The 14,665-nt window shown below is 72.0% G+C and carries 12 protein-coding genes and 1 pseudogene; 10 read left to right on the top strand and 3 right to left on the bottom strand.

What is annotated here, in order from left to right:
• Positions 1 to 85: 85 nt before the first annotated feature.
• Positions 86 to 1,705, bottom strand: a complete 1,620-nt coding sequence (locus IU369_RS22035) for a hypothetical protein (protein ID WP_217924589.1) — start codon at positions 1,703 to 1,705, stop codon at positions 86 to 88.
• Positions 1,686 to 2,228: an RNA polymerase sigma factor gene (locus IU369_RS22030; protein ID WP_217924588.1), complete on the bottom strand. Its 543-nt coding sequence runs from the start codon at positions 2,226 to 2,228 to the stop codon at positions 1,686 to 1,688. Before IU369_RS22030 ends, IU369_RS22035 begins: the two co-directional genes overlap by 20 nt.
• Before the next feature lie 181 nt (positions 2,229 to 2,409).
• On the opposite strand from IU369_RS22030, the gene IU369_RS22025 reads away from it, so the two are divergent.
• The 10 genes and pseudogenes from IU369_RS22025 to IU369_RS21980 form a co-directional block, all read left to right on the top strand.
• Positions 2,410 to 2,937 carry an RNA polymerase sigma factor gene (locus IU369_RS22025; protein ID WP_217924587.1) on the top strand — a complete coding sequence of 176 codons (528 nt, stop codon included), beginning with the start codon at positions 2,410 to 2,412 and terminating at the stop codon, positions 2,935 to 2,937.
• Positions 2,930 to 4,501 (top strand): hypothetical protein, encoded by a 1,572-nt coding sequence (locus IU369_RS22020; RefSeq protein ID WP_217924586.1) that lies wholly within the window; start codon positions 2,930 to 2,932, stop codon positions 4,499 to 4,501. Before IU369_RS22025 ends, IU369_RS22020 begins: the two co-directional genes overlap by 8 nt.
• A gap of 11 nt (positions 4,502 to 4,512) precedes the next feature.
• Positions 4,513 to 5,862: a hypothetical protein gene (locus tag IU369_RS22015; protein ID WP_217924585.1), complete on the top strand. Its 1,350-nt coding sequence runs from the start codon at positions 4,513 to 4,515 to the stop codon at positions 5,860 to 5,862.
• A gap of 187 nt (positions 5,863 to 6,049) precedes the next feature.
• A complete protein-coding gene (locus tag IU369_RS22010) occupies positions 6,050 to 6,343 on the top strand; it encodes a hypothetical protein (RefSeq protein WP_217924584.1) in 294 nt (97 codons plus the stop codon).
• 1,206 nt (positions 6,344 to 7,549) lie between these two features.
• Positions 7,550 to 8,851, top strand: coding sequence for a hypothetical protein (locus IU369_RS22005; RefSeq protein WP_217924583.1), 1,302 nt, complete (start codon positions 7,550 to 7,552; stop codon positions 8,849 to 8,851).
• 341 nt (positions 8,852 to 9,192) lie between these two features.
• Positions 9,193 to 9,702 carry a hypothetical protein gene (locus IU369_RS22000; protein ID WP_217924582.1) on the top strand — a complete coding sequence of 170 codons (510 nt, stop codon included), beginning with the start codon at positions 9,193 to 9,195 and terminating at the stop codon, positions 9,700 to 9,702.
• 646 nt (positions 9,703 to 10,348) lie between these two features.
• The gene (locus tag IU369_RS21995) at positions 10,349 to 10,666 is read left to right on the top strand and encodes a hypothetical protein (protein ID WP_217924581.1); all 318 of its coding nucleotides are present in this window, start codon (positions 10,349 to 10,351) and stop codon (positions 10,664 to 10,666) included.
• 1,374 nt (positions 10,667 to 12,040) lie between these two features.
• Complete coding sequence (locus tag IU369_RS21990) at positions 12,041 to 12,370, top strand: transposase (protein WP_217924580.1); 330 nt, start codon at positions 12,041 to 12,043, stop codon at positions 12,368 to 12,370.
• A gap of 86 nt (positions 12,371 to 12,456) precedes the next feature.
• Entirely contained in the window at positions 12,457 to 13,053 is a 597-nt protein-coding gene (locus IU369_RS23915) for an IS3 family transposase (protein ID WP_217924579.1), read from the top strand.
• Positions 13,032 to 13,226, top strand: a pseudogene (locus IU369_RS21980) (IS3 family transposase); the annotation flags it as partial. The gene IU369_RS23915 and the pseudogene IU369_RS21980, both read left to right, overlap by 22 nt.
• A 132-nt stretch (positions 13,227 to 13,358) precedes the next feature.
• Here the strand turns inward: IU369_RS21980 and IU369_RS21975 are convergent.
• Positions 13,359 to 14,663 (bottom strand): tetratricopeptide repeat protein, encoded by a 1,305-nt coding sequence (locus tag IU369_RS21975; protein ID WP_217924577.1) that lies wholly within the window; start codon positions 14,661 to 14,663, stop codon positions 13,359 to 13,361.
• Positions 14,664 to 14,665 lie beyond the last annotated feature (2 nt).

Genomic DNA, 14,665 nt, shown 5'->3' with positions numbered 1-14,665 from the left:
AAGGCGCTCAGCGGCACGACGGACCCCGTAGGACGGCACTACCTGCCGACCGGGGCCGTTCCATCGGCTCCGGCGGTTGACGGCCCTACCCGCTGCCCGAGACGCCCGCAGGTGCCGACCAAGTCGACGCGTCGTCGCCGGTGGCGGCGCGGAGGGTTCCCTGGCGGTGTCCGTCGCATCGGCTCCACACGATGAGGCGCTGGCCCCTCGCCAGCTCCGCCACCGTCGGGAACAGCGGCCCCAGGCCGTTCTCGGACACCTGCACGGATGCGTTCCACCCGGCCCCCGTGGCGGGGCGGTCGGCAGCCAGGACCCGGGAGTCCCGCCCCGAGATGCCGTTGGTGCCGAGCGCCCACGCGACGCTCACGCGGCCGTCGGTGGCGACCGCGACGTCGGGGGCGCTGACCACGTCCCCCTCCTCCGAGAGCAGGGTGGGGGCCTCCCACCGCTCACCGGCGTCGCGCACCGCGGCCGAGACGGTGCGGGAGCGGCGTCCGGGTCTGCCAGGAGCCGGGTCGCGGGCGACGGCACTCCAGACCGCCGCGACACGGCCATCGGCGCCGACCGCGAACCGGACGTCGTTGGCCTCCGCCCCCGGACGCGAGACACGCGCCGGCTGGCCCCACACGCCCCGGGGCGAACGGATAGCGGCGGTGACGATGCCGTTGCTCGACCAGCCGACGACAACGGTGCCGTCGGCGCCGGTAGTGGCCACGGGCCCCGAGAAGCTCGCCCCGCGCGCGAGTGCGCGGGAAAGGGGGGGCAGGGTGAGGCGGCGCTTGGTCCCGTCAACGAGGGCACCGTCCTGTGGGTCCAGTTCGGCGACGGTGACCCCCGGGACGCCGCCGGGGGCGACGACGATCGGGACACCCTCGGCATCGAACGCGATGGCGGGCGGGCCGCTGACGAACGGGTCCCCGAACCCCTCGAGGACTCGAGGGGCACCCCACGAGTCGTCGACGCGGCCGGTCGCCACCCGGATTGCCACGGGGCCGCTGATGCCGTAGCCCTCGCCGGCGGCCGTCACGTCCTCCCGGGCGACGTCCGACCAGCTGACGGCGACCTCGCCCGCCGGTCCGACGGCGAGCGGCGGCTTCTCCACGTTCATCACCCAGCGGCCGTCGTCGGAGAGCCGGCGTGGGGTGCTCCAGGATCCCCCTGCCGGGCGGACCGTGACGTGGATCGCGTGGTCGGCGGCCCACGCGACCGCCATGTCGCCACGGGTGTTCCCCACGAGCGCGACGGCGTCGCCCGGAGCGTCCGCGCCGAAGTCACCCAGGGCCTGGGGCGCCCCCCACCGACCGTCGTCCTGCCCGTCGGCGCTCGCGATCGTGCCGTCGCCGGCGACCCATACGACCGTCGGTCGTCCCCCCGTACCGACGGCCACCGCGTTCCGCAGGGGTGGGGGGGCGAAGGTGTCGCCGTCGAGGGCGAAGCAGTTCTGGGGGAGGGGTCGCCACGGGGGGCCGTCACCGCCCCGGTCGGTGAGGACACCGACCGTGGCCGTCGCCCCACCCCCGGCGAGGAGGAGCCCGAACGCGAGCATCCCTGTGCGCCCGCGGCGCGACTGGAGCATCCGCCGCAGGCGCCGGGATGGGCGGGGGCGGGTTGCGAGCACCCGCGCCCGCGCCCGGCCCGTCACGTCGGGGTCGGGTTCGAGGTCCGCGCCGGCGGCGCGGATCAGGTCATCGAGGTCTCTCGGCATCTTCCACCTCGAGGCTTTGGCGGAGCTCGGCGAGTCCCCGCGACATCCGTGAATGGACGGTCCCGATGGGGACCCCGAGGATCGCGGCGATGTCGGCGGCTGGGTGGCCGAGCCAGTAGTGCAGGACGATCACGGTGCGTCTGTCGAGGGAGAGCTCCGCGAGGGCGGCACGCACCTGCCCGCGGAGCAGCGGATCCGACTCCGGGTCATCGGCAGAGGGATCGGCGATGTCGTCGCCGATGCCTGTGATCCGGCGTTCCCGGCGCATCACGTCGTGGCAGCGGTTCACCACGATCGTGTGGAGCCACGCCGCGAACGGCCGGCGCCCGTCGAACCGGCCGAGTGCACGGATCGCACGCTCGAACGCATCCTGGGCGACGTCGTCCGCGAGCGCCCGGGACCCCGTGATCCCCATCGCGGCCCGCCATGCGCCGGTCCAGTGGGACGAGAACAGCTCCCCGATCGCGTCGGTGGATCCCGAGAGGGCCTCCCGGATGAGTTCTGCTTCACGTGGCGTCGGCATGTCGTCCCCCATCCAACGACCCAGGGGTGTCTTCGCATCCCGGACCGCACACGCACGCGCCATGGGGACCGCCCCGCCGGCCACACGGCGGGGGACGAACGCCGTAGCGGGATGGGAAAAGAGACTAGTCCCGAGTTCCGGGACCGCTGCGGGTGTCCGGGGCGTCCTAGAGGGTGTGGACGTGTCCCAGACACCGGTGGCAGATCTCGTGGCGCGTGCCCGCGCGGGATCGAAGGACGCCGCCTCGGAGCTCGTGCGTCGGCATTGGCGGTTGGCGTGGAGTCGGGGGTTCGCGGTCACCGGCCGCCGTGCTCTCGCTGATGACATCGCTCAGGACACGATGGTGAGGGCGCTCGCCCGCCTCGGCGATCTCGATGAGCCTGCCGCGTTCCCCGGTTGGGTCGCGCGCATCGCGACGCGTCGCAGTCTCGACGTGTTGCGCTCGGAGCAGCGGCTGGTGGATCTCGGCGAGGTGCCTGATGTACCGGTGGAGTGGGTCGGCCGCCACGGCGACGCGGCGGATCTGCGGCGCGCGATCGCGGAGCTGTCGGAGGACCGGCGGGTGGTGGTCGTCCTTCGTTTCTGGCTGGACCTGACCCCGAGTGAGATCGCCGCCACGCTCGAGGTCCCCGTCGGGACGGTCAACTCCCGCATCGCCCGGGCCCTGGTGGAGATCCGCGCGGCGCTCGGGGAGTCCTCGCGTGCCTGACCTGGAATCCCAGATCCGTGGGGCGCGACCCGACTGGCCGGTCCCTCCTGACGCCCTCGAGGACCGGATCCTCCGCGCGGCGGGCCTCTCGGGTCCGGCGGCGAGGGCGCTCACCCCCTCGGGTTGGGTGAACCGTGGGCTGCGGTCGCGGCGTGTTCGGTTGATCCTGGTTGGTGCCGTCCTCGCGGGTTCAGGGGCGGCCCTCGCCGTCGCGCTCGTCGGTCGCGGCGGTACGGAGGCCCCCGGCGCCCGTGCGTCGCTCGCGTTCGATCCCGCCGAGGTGGTGGGGGACCTTCCGGGGTACGACACCTCCCTGGATGCGGCCGTCGACGGGGCGGGGCGTACCGCGGTCGTCTGGACGCGGGGCGGCCGGGTCGTCGTCTCCACCCGTCCCGCGGGTGGTGCCTGGTCGACGGCGGTCCGGCTCTCGGACCCTGCCCGCCGCGCCGCGTACCCGCGGATCGGCGTCGATGGGAGCGGCCGGTTCACAGTCATCTGGCGCGAGCAGCTTCTCGGGCGTGAGGTGTCCCGTGACTTCACGCTCCCTGACGGTTCGGCGGCCGGCACCCTCGAGGGGCGGGTGGGGACGCGGTGGCGGATCGCCAGCCGCACCACGACGCCTGGGGCAGGGTGGGGGGAGGTCGAGGAGGTCAGTGAACCGACCCAGGCCCTCCGCGCCGTCTACCGGCCGCAACTGGAGGTGTCCCGCTCGGGGGTCGCGACGGCGGTCTTCGCGGTCGACGGTGCCGCGTGGTCGGCGCGACGATCCCCCGGCGGAGACTGGGCGCGGGAGAAGATCGGGGCGACACCCGGAAGCGCGGTTGATCTGCGCCTCGAAGGCGATCGGCGTTCAGGCGCGACGATCGTGACGTGGCAGGCCCGTGTCATCGATCCACGCACAGGTCCCCAGTGGCGGGCGTGGGTGTCGGTGGGTGGTGCGTCGGGGTCCTGGTCGGCTCCCCACCAACTGGGGGCTGCAGGTATCGGTAAGCGCCTCGCGGCCTCCGCGATCGCCCGTGACGGCACCGCGGTCGTGGGGTGGGTTGACGGGGCGTTCGTTGCGACCGTCCGTGACCCCTCGGGTGCCTGGTCGCCCGCCACGAGGGCTCTGGCTCCACCCTCCACAGAGGCACAGGTGAACGACCCGCCGGCCGTCGGCGTCGATGGACGTGGCGTCCCGGCGCTCGTCGGCGTCTACTACCGCGTCGAGCCGTTCCCCGGCGGGTACTCGTCGACGCCGCTAACACCCCGCCTCGTGCGATGGGGCAACGGATCCTGGGGGGCGCCGCGGGAGATCGGAGGGTCACCGCTCAGCCTCGCGATCGTTCCCGACGCCGCCGGCGGACTGGTCGTCTCAAGTAGCGCACGCAACGCGAGGGTCCGTCTCATCGCACCGGACGGAACGGTCGGCGGAGAGACCACCGTTCGACTCGGCGGCGCGAGCCCGAGTCGGCTGGCGGTCGGCGACGACGGAACGAGCGTCCTCGTCGGCCTGCGCCAGGTGCGTACGCGCGACGGATTCGAAGTGGTCGCCTCCGTCGCCCCCGGGGGTGGTGAGCCGTGACCCGCAACCGGGTGATCTCCATCGCAGTGATCTGCATCGCCCTCGCCGCGGCGGCCGTCCTCCTGGCTGTGCGGGGGCCCTCCGCGACGCCGTCGGACCGTTCGTGGAGTCCCGCCGTGGACATCCCGGTCCCGGGGTCGGCGGTCGGGTCGGCCCAGGTCGCCGTGGAGGCGGGCGGCGGGATCCACGTGCTCTTCACCCAACGCATCGACGGCGCCTGGGCTCTCCGTCAAATCTCCCGTCCCGCCGGCGGGGACTGGTCAGAGGCGCAGACCCTCGTCGCCTCATCCGCGTTCCCGATCCAACCGACGGGGCTCGCGACCAACCAACGTGGCGACCTCGCCGCCCTCTGGCTGTTGACGGGTGGGCGACGCGCGATCCTCATGTCGAGCACCCGGCCGGCCGGTGGCGAATGGCAGGCCGAACAGGCCATCTCACGGGTCGCGGCCAGCCCCTGGGGCCGCGTCGTCGTCGCTGATGACGGTACGGCGACGGTGATCGGACGTGGCCTCAATGGTCCCGGGCTGTGGACGGTGCGCCACCCGCCGGGCGGGCCGTGGACACCCCCCCGTCGCATCACCACCGAGGGCCTCGGCATCGACGCCCCCGCCGTCGCCGTCGCTGATGACGGCCGCGTCGGGGTTGTGGCCCTCGCCAAAATCCCGGGGCGGGTCCGCTCCCTCGTGTCGATGGTGGCCACCAGCACGGGGGAGTGGGACGCCCCACTCGCCCTCGTCGGGACCGAGGGGGCCCGCTCACCGGTCGCGATGTTCGCGGCGGACGGCACGTTGGTCGCCGGGTGGACGACCGAACGCGACCGGCGGGCGACGATCGAGACCGCCACCCTCCCCCCATCGGGGGTGTGGACGCGTCCCCGCATCCACGACCGCGTCCCCGCCGCCAGTGCCGGTTCCCTGGCCCTCGCCGGCCGCGGCGTGCCGATGCTCACCTGGGTCCGCTGGGTTGGCGCACCCGCAGACGGGAAGGTCGAGGTGCGGGCCGCCGACCCGATCGCGACAGGAGAGCGGCCGGTACGCGTCGCCGCGCCAGCCGTCTCGACCGCAAACACCGGCGGGGGGCCGCCACCCTCCACCTACGCCGGCCCGCCACCAGTGCTCCTCGTCGCTGGTGCAGGTGACGGAGGTCTCCTGGCCATCGGCTCCGCCGTCCCGGAGGGCCTCGCGGTCAGCGTGGCCGCCGCAACGGACGGGGCGTGGGGGAGACCTACCGTCGTCACCGACCCGCCGCGGCCCGGCTACCTCATCGCCGCCGCCGGCGGCGACTCCGACTCGGCGGTGGTCGTGTGGGCGGCCGGTGCACCACTGACCGCCCCCGACCGCCTCCTCTTCTCAGAACGGTGAATGGCCGTCACCGCCCGATTGACCCTCCGAGATGCCTGCCTCGAGGACGCGTCTCCCGAGGCTGGGATGCGGACGGGTCCCACCGGAGTAGTCACTCCAAGGGAGAGCCCGGACGGACCCACCATGGAGGCGTTGTGAGAGACGAAGACGGCCTTGAGCGGAACCCCCGTGCGGCTGAGGCGTCGACGTGATCCTCGAGTTGTTCGGGGCCGCGTCCACGGTGCTGGCCGGAACGATCGGGCTGGTGCTCTGGGTCGATGCCCGATGTGGACTCGATGCCTCCGCCCTCAGGACTGTCGCCGCGATGGTGCTGGCATCGGTCGCCGCCGGTGCGCTCGCGTTGCGGGTCACGGCGCTCGACTTCGCCCTCGGCTCGGTCGCGGCCGTCACCCTCGGCCTGGGTTGCTGGACCGTTGTGATCCTCCTGACCACGCGACCGAAACCGACCATCGCTCCGGCCGGCGACGAGGAACACGGGTGAGGTCTCCCGTTGAGCTTCAACGAAGCCGGTACCACGCGTTCCGCTGTACTCACGGTCGGCCGGGCAAGAGGGCTGGAACAGGCCCATGCTGAACCTGTGACAGGGCTTCGATCAGCGCGAGGGGGGACCTGATGACTCGACGAGCGGGAATACGTTCCGTTGCTGCTCTTGTGGCTACGTGCGCCCTGACCGTCGGTGCCGTCGCGGTCGCGGCCGTGTCTGAGAGCGATAGTCGGGGCCCCCGACTGGTCCCGGCAACGCTTGCCCAGGTGGACGAACCTATCGATCCGAGCTCCCTTGAACTGCCTGCGTCCGAGGCGCGGCCCTCATGGGTCAGCGGCGACGGCACTGTTGATGAGGGCAGTGCGCCAAATGCACCGGGCCGGGACGCGTGGCTACGCGACAACGGCTCTATCGATTGCGCTCTGGTACCGAAGACCATCCGTGTCGTCACGGCGGACGGCAAACTACTGCTCGACGGCGGAGGCCGCATCATCCGCGTTCCGAATCTTGCTCAGCCGGGCGGCTGCGGACCGGTCCGCTCGCCAGCCGTGATAGCGGCTTGGAACGCGAGAATCGACGCGCTGGCCGCGGCGGCAGTGCGAGCCCGCGGAGGCTCGGTTCCCGCCCCGCCCGTGGTTCAACAGCCGGTGCCAGGAACGGGGTGACCGCGAATCACCTGCGTTGGCGGCCGACCAGGTAGGCAAGGGCTATGCGCCTCACGGGTGCCCGCCCTCCGGGTGTCCTCGAGCCCTCTAGTCCGCCTGCATGCCGCGGGTGCGTCCGCGCACACTGACGAACCGGAGCCCCAGCTCGAGGAAGTCCTCGCCGACGGCGTCCGGGTCCATCCCTCGCCCAGTCCCCCCAGGGACCTCGTCATGTGGGACGCGGCAAAGAACCCCGCTGTTTACTTGGGATGCGGTGTCGTGCCTCAGGCGATAGGTAACGAGGAAACGTGGGTCCTCGTGCTCGGCGGGTGCGGTGTCGATCCGTTTTGGGAGCGCGTTCACCCGCGCACATCGGACCGGATCGCTACTCGAAGGGGACACGCCGATGACCACGGGCATGCCGTCGCTCACCCACGCGCCACCCGAACTCGTGACCTGCCCGCGTTGTCGTCTTCGCAGTGAGGTGACGCCGGAGGGCTGCCCGCGGTGCGGCGGCGTGATCCCCGCCGTGGGGGGCGTCTGGCGCGAGGGGCGCACGTTGGTCACTCGGCACGACGCGACCTGGCCGGAGGTGTGCGTCCGCTGCGGCGAGCCGGGCGACGGCGAGCCGATCCGGCGGCGCCTTTACTGGCACCACCCAGCCCTGTACGCGTTGGTGCTGTTGTGGGTCCTGCCCTACATCATCCTCGCGTTCGCCCTGCGCCGGCGCACCACACTCACCCTCAGCGTCTGCGTCCACCACCGGCGGGTGCGCCTGCGCGCCCTCTGGGCGGCGTGGGGCATGGCCGCCGCCGCCGTCGCTGGCCTCGTCGCCTCGGCGGTGCTCGGCAGCGCCGCGTTGGGCAGCGTCTCGGCCCTGGTGCTCATCGGCGCCCCGGTGGTGGGTATCGGCGGCCGTCGGCTGGTCTGGTGCTCGGGCATCGATCGGGTCCTCGTGCGGACCCGGGGAGCCTCGGCGGCCTTCTTGGCCACGGTCCCCGACTGGAGCGATCCCGCGTGCGTCACGCCGGCAGTCGCCCACACGCCGGTAGCCGCCGCCGGCCCCGCACTCGATCCCGCGCCTGCGCCGTCGTGGTCGTCGGCCGACATCGGCGCGATCCTCCGGCGCGCCTGGCCTGAGCTCGCGGCCGATCCACCTCGCACGGCCGAGTACGAGCGGGCGTTGGAGGGCCTGCATCCCGGCGTCATCGAAAGCGTCGCCGAGTCGTTCGTCCGTGAGCACGCTCCCCTGCCGGCTCCCGCCCTCCTCCGCATGGCCGTCCTGGCGCGGGCCCGCAGCGGCGTCCGGCCGACTCCCGCCCCCAGGCGTGAGCCCGCCTGGGCACCGCCGGTGGTCCCGCGTCTCTCGTCGCGGCTGCGGGCGGGGTTGATCACGGCCGGCCTCGGCCTGGCCGCCTTCCTCATCCTCGGGAGCGTCGAGCAGCCCTGGGCGCACGTCTCGGGCCCCGGGGAACCGCCATTCGCCCTGGAGGGCAGCGACGGCATCGGAGGGGCGCGACTGGTGACACTGGCGGGCTTGGCGGGTCTGGTGCTCGCGGTCGTGCTCGCGGTGCTCGTGTTCCGCCGCAGCACACTCGAACGGCTGCGCATCGTCCTCGGCCTGCTGGCGGGCGCGATGGGCGTGGGCCTGGTCGGCGCCCTCATCGGCCTCGCCGACGTCGGCAGCGCGCCCCAGCAGATCAGGGACTCGCTTCCGCCCCCGTCGGCCGGTGTGCTCTACGTGGTGCCCGACGTCGCCGTCGGGGGAGGGCTCTGGCTCGCCCTGGTGGGCTCGGTCGTCGGGATGGTCATCTCGATCTACGGCTACCGCGTGACGCGCTGCGCAGGCGAGGCCGTCTGAGCGGGACGCAGGTGACCTAGCTCACGCCCCCCACGGTCCTGGGTCCTCCGGACCCCCAGCCTGCAAGCGACGGGCACGCAAGAGCGCGTGGACATCCGTGTGCCTCCCGCCGGGCTTGGCCGGCGGAGGGTTTCGGGCCGATCTCCTCGATGGAGTGGATCGCCCCGGATGGAGGCCGGCGGCGTTGGAGGGGGTCGTTGGCCTCGCCGGGTGGTTTGAAGGCCACGGCGCCCCTCCGACCGGGGCCGCCGGGCGAGGGACCGGGCGTTCGCGTCCCCTGCCCGGCTTAGGGTCGCCCGACGCGCGGACATTCGAGCCGCGATGGACAGGGAGGCTGTGGCATGCGTGTACCAAAGACCATCGCGGGTGCCCTCGCAGGGGTGGCGCTGGCGGCAGTGGCCGGCGTCGCACACGGTGAGACGGTCACGGCGACCGGGACCGCGCAGGCGCAGGTCGTCGCGCCAGCGCCGCTCAACAACGCGAAGATCGTGCGTGCCGTCGCGAAAGCTCGAGCCGTCGCGATCCCCGCGGCGTTCGGAGCGGCCCGCAACCAAGCGACGCGCTTTGCCGAGGTGGGGGGCCTGCAGCTCGGCTTGATCCAGTCGATCGAGGAGCCCGCCGGCAGCCCCTTCGGCTACTTCGGCGGAGGCATCTACACCACCGGCCGATTCGGCCCGAACCAGTACTGCGGGAAGGTCACCACGGTCCGCCGCGGTCCGCGTGTCGAGGGACGCCGCGGCCCGGTCATCTCGCGTCGCAGAGTCACCCGCTGCTACAAGCCGTCGACGATCGCCGTGAGCGTCTCCGTGACCTACGCCGCCACGCCCATCCCCCTGACGGCGCCCCAGTAAGCGGCACCGGCATCTGGACACCGAATAGCGGCCACATCTCCTGACGGCGGCGCCGCGCCGGGGAGACGGCGCTCACGTGGCGCAAGGCGACGGCTGGCTCGCCGTCGCGTCGCGCGGCTACCGCATCCAACGCACCCGCGCGGCGGTGATCTCGGCCGGTGAAATCGCGCCGTTCGCTGCTTCCCACTCGGCGACGGCATCCAGGGAGTCGACCTACCGCGCCTCTGGATCGACCGGGAAGCCGACCAGCGCGGACAGGTCCCCTGCGAAATCCCGCTCCGCCAACTGCCGAGCACGCTCAGCGGTCTCACCGGAGACGGACACCGAGATCCTCTTCGCCATCTGGCGGCTGTGTCGATGTGCTCAGCAGGGGCCCCAGCCTGGGGGGCACTTATTGCCTGGGCGATCCAAGGACGCGGCCGGGGCGTCCGGTGTCGAAGTTCGTACAGGCAACCCGAAGAAAGAAGCCAACGAGAGAATACGCTCGCCTGCTTCTTTCTGCCTCGCGCGGCGCTTCTTTCCTAGCTTGACTTCAGGCATCGCACCATTGGGACCGCCGGGGGACAGCCCCGACGGGCGGGAGGGGTCGCGAGACTCGCGGCGCCTCCCTTGAGCGCAACCCTCAAGCGGTCGATTCCGACAAGACATGAGCGCCGCCGCCGACGACTGGCGAAGGATGGCCCAAGAGCTCGACCTCCCTGCGGGGACGCCGTTCGAGCGAAAGGCCTACCACCCGCCCAACGAGAACTGGGAGCACGAGCACTGCGAGTTTTGTTGGGCGAAGTTCATCGACCCGACGTTCTCGGAGGAGCACCGCCGGCTCGTCGAGGCGCATCCGGAACACCAGACAGAGGGGTACGCCACGACCGGCGAGCATCCGCATGGCGCTGGCTACCACTGGGTCTGCACGACGTGCTGGGACGATTTCGCCGAGGAGTACGGCTGGCGCTTAGCCACTCGATGACGGTAGCGCGCGGTGCAGGGATGGCGGTGCCTCGGAACCAGATCCTCCGCGCGTCGGGAAGGGGCTGGCGCTCGAGCTTACGGAGCCAGCGCCAAGTCAGATCTTCCTTCAATCCCGGCCCTCGCCTCCCGCGGGGAGCCTCGGCCGCTGAGTCAAATGTCTGGCGGCGCGGAGCAGGATTCGGAGGCTCTCGCGGGGCCGGAACTGGAACTGCCGACGTTGTCCCGTCGCCGCGGACCCGTGTCGTTGCCCTGCTGGGGGCGCACCAACTGGCCCACGGCGAACGGGGGCGGCTCGCCACAGCGGCGACGCGCCCTCAGATCAGGGTGTGCTGCGATAGTCGCTTTCATGTCGCCGTCCCGCCGCTTCGCGATGCTTGTGGCTGTCTCCGCCCTCGTCACGCCTGGTGGTGCGGTCGGGCAGGAGGGAGCGCCTCCATCCCTGGATCTCGGCGTTACCCAAGCTCGGAACGGATTGGGGCAGAGCGTGGTGTCCTCGTGGATGCAGACCCGCGCCGATCGGGATTCGCGAGTGACGGTCTACCGGCTCAGAGGGCGGCGGGGCTGTGTCAGTGATCCCCGACTGCTGTGGCCCGGTGACAGTGAGCAGCTGATCTTCGACTTCACGCCCCGCGCCGGGAAATGGAGCCGGGTCGTGCGGAGCGTCGAGGCGACCGCCGGGACGTGGACCTACTGTGGCTACGTCGTGAACGAGGGGGCGACGCGGTTTGGGTTTGCCTACGTCGTGGACAGCCTCCGTCGTACCTTCCGGCTGCAGGGATCCAGGCCCGGGAGTCCGCCGTTCACGGCTGGGTCGTGGTCGTCGTGTCCGGCCCCCGGGCGTGGGATCGTCAGCCTTCGCGTCCGGCGCAGGGGTGACCTCCGGGGGGCGTGCCGGGACGCGCGTCTCGTGTCCATCCGGTGGCGGGGTGCCTTCCAGGATCAGGCTGGTGGAGCCCGCAACAACTGGACCACGGGCTGGCTCGACAGCGCCGGCCGCCTCCTCCCTCGACTGAACCACCCCGCGGTTAGGCGTCAACAGGTACGCGTGCCCTCTCTCCGAGCCACCTACGGGTGCCTTGAGCGGGCCGCCGGCAGGCACCTCTTCGAAACCTTGAGCGTGCAGTGCGGCGGTGTGATGTTCGCCTACACACGGACCTGAACTGCGGTTGGGCGTCCGATCAAACCAATGGAACACCGCTCCGAGCTACTCAGCTTCCGGGGCGCGAGGACCGGACGATCGACGGGGCCGGACCGGTCCGCCCCCGTCTGGGGTCGCCCCGCTCTGACGGACATTTTTTCCTGACTGCCTGGGGTCGCCCCGCTTCTGCGGACACCATCGGAGAGGTGATGATGCTTCTCCAAGGAGGTCCACATGGAGCAGCGGGAGCGACGGGCACGGCGTGCGTTCAGTGAGGAGGTCAAGGCCCGCACGGTCGAGTTGATCGAGTCGTCGGGGAAGGCGATCGGGGCGGTCTGCCGGGAGCTCGACCTCGGCGAGACGGCGGTACGCCGGTGGGTCAAGCAGGCGCAGATCGACCAGGGCACCGCGCCCGGGCTCACCAGCGACGAGCGCGCAGAGCTCGCGCGGCTGGGTCGTGAGAACAAGGTGTCGCGTGAGGAGCGGAATATCCTGAACAAAGCTGCGGCTTCTTCGCCACGGAGACGACGCGGTGAGCCTCTACCGGTTCATCGCCGCCTGTGAAGGCCGGCCACCGGGTCTCCACCCTCTGCAGGACGCTCGGCGTCCCACGCTCGGGCTTCTAATCGTGGGCTAGCCGGTCACCCTCGATGCGGCGGCGCGAGGACGACCAACTCCTTGAGCGGCTCCGCGCCGTGCACCTGATGAGCCGCGGCACCTACGGCGCCGCCTGCGTCCACGCGGAACTGGCCGCCGACGGCCACTGCCACGGTCGCAAGCGCATCGCCCGATTGAGGCGCGAGGCCGGGATCGAGGGCACCACCGCCGCCGCTTCCAGCGCACCGCCGAGCGTGACCCGCTGCGAACTCCAGCCGCGAATCTGGTCGAGCGACGCTTCCTCGCCGAGCGACCGAACGCGTTGTGGGTGGCCGACATCACCTACGTGCGGACCTGGGCCCGGCTGGCTCTACGTCGCAGTGGTGTTGACGCCTGCAGCCGCAGGCGTCGTCGGTTGGTCGATGCTTGAGGACCTGCGGGCCGAGCCGGTGGTCGATGCGATCCAGATGGCTTCGTGGCGACGCCAGGTGCACGAGGCCCCGCTGGTGCACCACTCTGATCGGGGATCCCAGTGCACGAGCTCCCACTGCGGACGCACCTTGCGCGAGGCGGGGATCGCCCAATCGGTGGGCTCCCGCGGTGACGCCTACGACTACGCCCTCTCGCCGAGTCGTTCATGTCGACGCTGAAGACCGAGCTCATCGACCGGCGCTCCTGGCCGACCCGCCAACAGGCGCGCACGGCGATCTACGACTCCATCGAGGGTTGGTACAACCCACGCCGCTGGCACTCGGCACCTGGCTACCTCAGCCCCGCCGAGTTCGAGGCACAACACCACAGCCGGCAGGAGTCGGCGGCCTAGAAAACCTGTCCGTCAGAGCGGGGCGACCCCAGGGCGACCGCATACCCTCCTGCGGTGGACTGAGCAGTGCGACCAGTCGTTGCGGCCGAGCCGCCTCCGGCCTCGAGAGGAGAGGCAGGGCGGTTGGGGAGGTCAACGAGGCAGTCGTGCCAGCTCCTTCCGTGCGATCGGCGCCCAACGCACCGAGAAGGCGGGGTTCAGTTCGAGGGCGGCCGTGAGGCGATCGCGTGCCACTGCGGGGCGTCCGGCGCAGGCGGCGGCCATTCCGGCGTGGAACAGCATGAGGGGATCTTGGGTGCCGAGGCGCAGGCTGCGGCTGGCGTAGCGGTCCCCCTCAGCACAGCGGCCGGCCCGTGTCAGCACCCAACCGAGAGCTTGGTCGCCGGCGATCCCCGGTCGGGCGGCCTGTCCCCGTCGTGCGCGGGCGACGTCGGCGGTGGTGGGCCGCCGGAGGTCGACGGTGAGGAGTGCCGCGTCGAGGTCGACGTCCTGGCCGTTGGCCTCCAAGAGGTCGAACGCGGCGCGCATCGCGGCCTCGTGGCGCTCGGCGGCCTCGGTCCGGCCGAGGGCGCGCTCGACCTCGGCGAGGGCTGCGAGGTGGTCCGGCTCCGGCAGCTCCGCAGCCACCTGGGAGAACAGCTCCGCAGCCTCCTCGAGATCGCCTCGGGCAGCCGATACTCGCGCGAGGACGAAGGTGGCGTTCGTGTCGCCGGGGACCTCAGCCAGGGCTGTGCGGACCTGGCGCTCCGCCCCTGCCAGGTCTCCGCCGGCGAGTAGCACCAGCCCGAGCTGGGCGCGTGCGGTCGCACGGGAGTCGCTGTTCTGCGCGGCCGCGTCGATCGCCAGCTCCATGAGGCGGACGGCGCCTGCCCGGTCGCCGATGAGTTCACGGACGTACGACGCGCGACTGTAGGAGGGGAGGTCGGGTCGTAGGTCGAGGCGCGTCTGGGCAAGCTTGAAGCCCTCGTCGTATCTGCCGAGCTCGATGAGTGCGTCGGTGCGGATGCTCAAGGGGGCGACGCGGGTGGGCGCGACCGCGAGGCTCCGTTGCGTCCACATGAGCGCCTCCCGGAAGCGGTGGCGGGAGGCGGCGATGCTCGCGAGGGCGTCCATCGCCTCGAACGCCTCGGGGTCCGCGCGGACGGCACGGCGTCCGGCGTCCTCCGCCTTCGTGAGCCACGCCGGATTGCCGGTTGCTCCCGCGCGCGCGAAGTAGCCTTCGGCGAGCTTGGTCAACCCGGGCGCGAAGCGCGGGTCGGCCGCGACACGCTGCTCGGCCTCGGTGATGATCTGGTCGGGACCGGGTCGCCCGGCGGCGTTGGCCACACCCGGCTCGGCGCCCCGCTGGCCCTCGAGCACGAGGAGCGTGACGGCGAACACCGCGGCGGCGGCGGCCAGTGCGATGGACATGGAGGTGAGGCGGCGGGGGGGTGCCATGG

This window comes from Miltoncostaea oceani (assembly GCF_018141545.1).
Taxonomy (GTDB): Bacteria; Actinomycetota; Thermoleophilia; order Miltoncostaeales; family Miltoncostaeaceae; genus Miltoncostaea; species Miltoncostaea oceani.
This window is presented reverse-complemented; position numbering and strand designations above follow the sequence as displayed.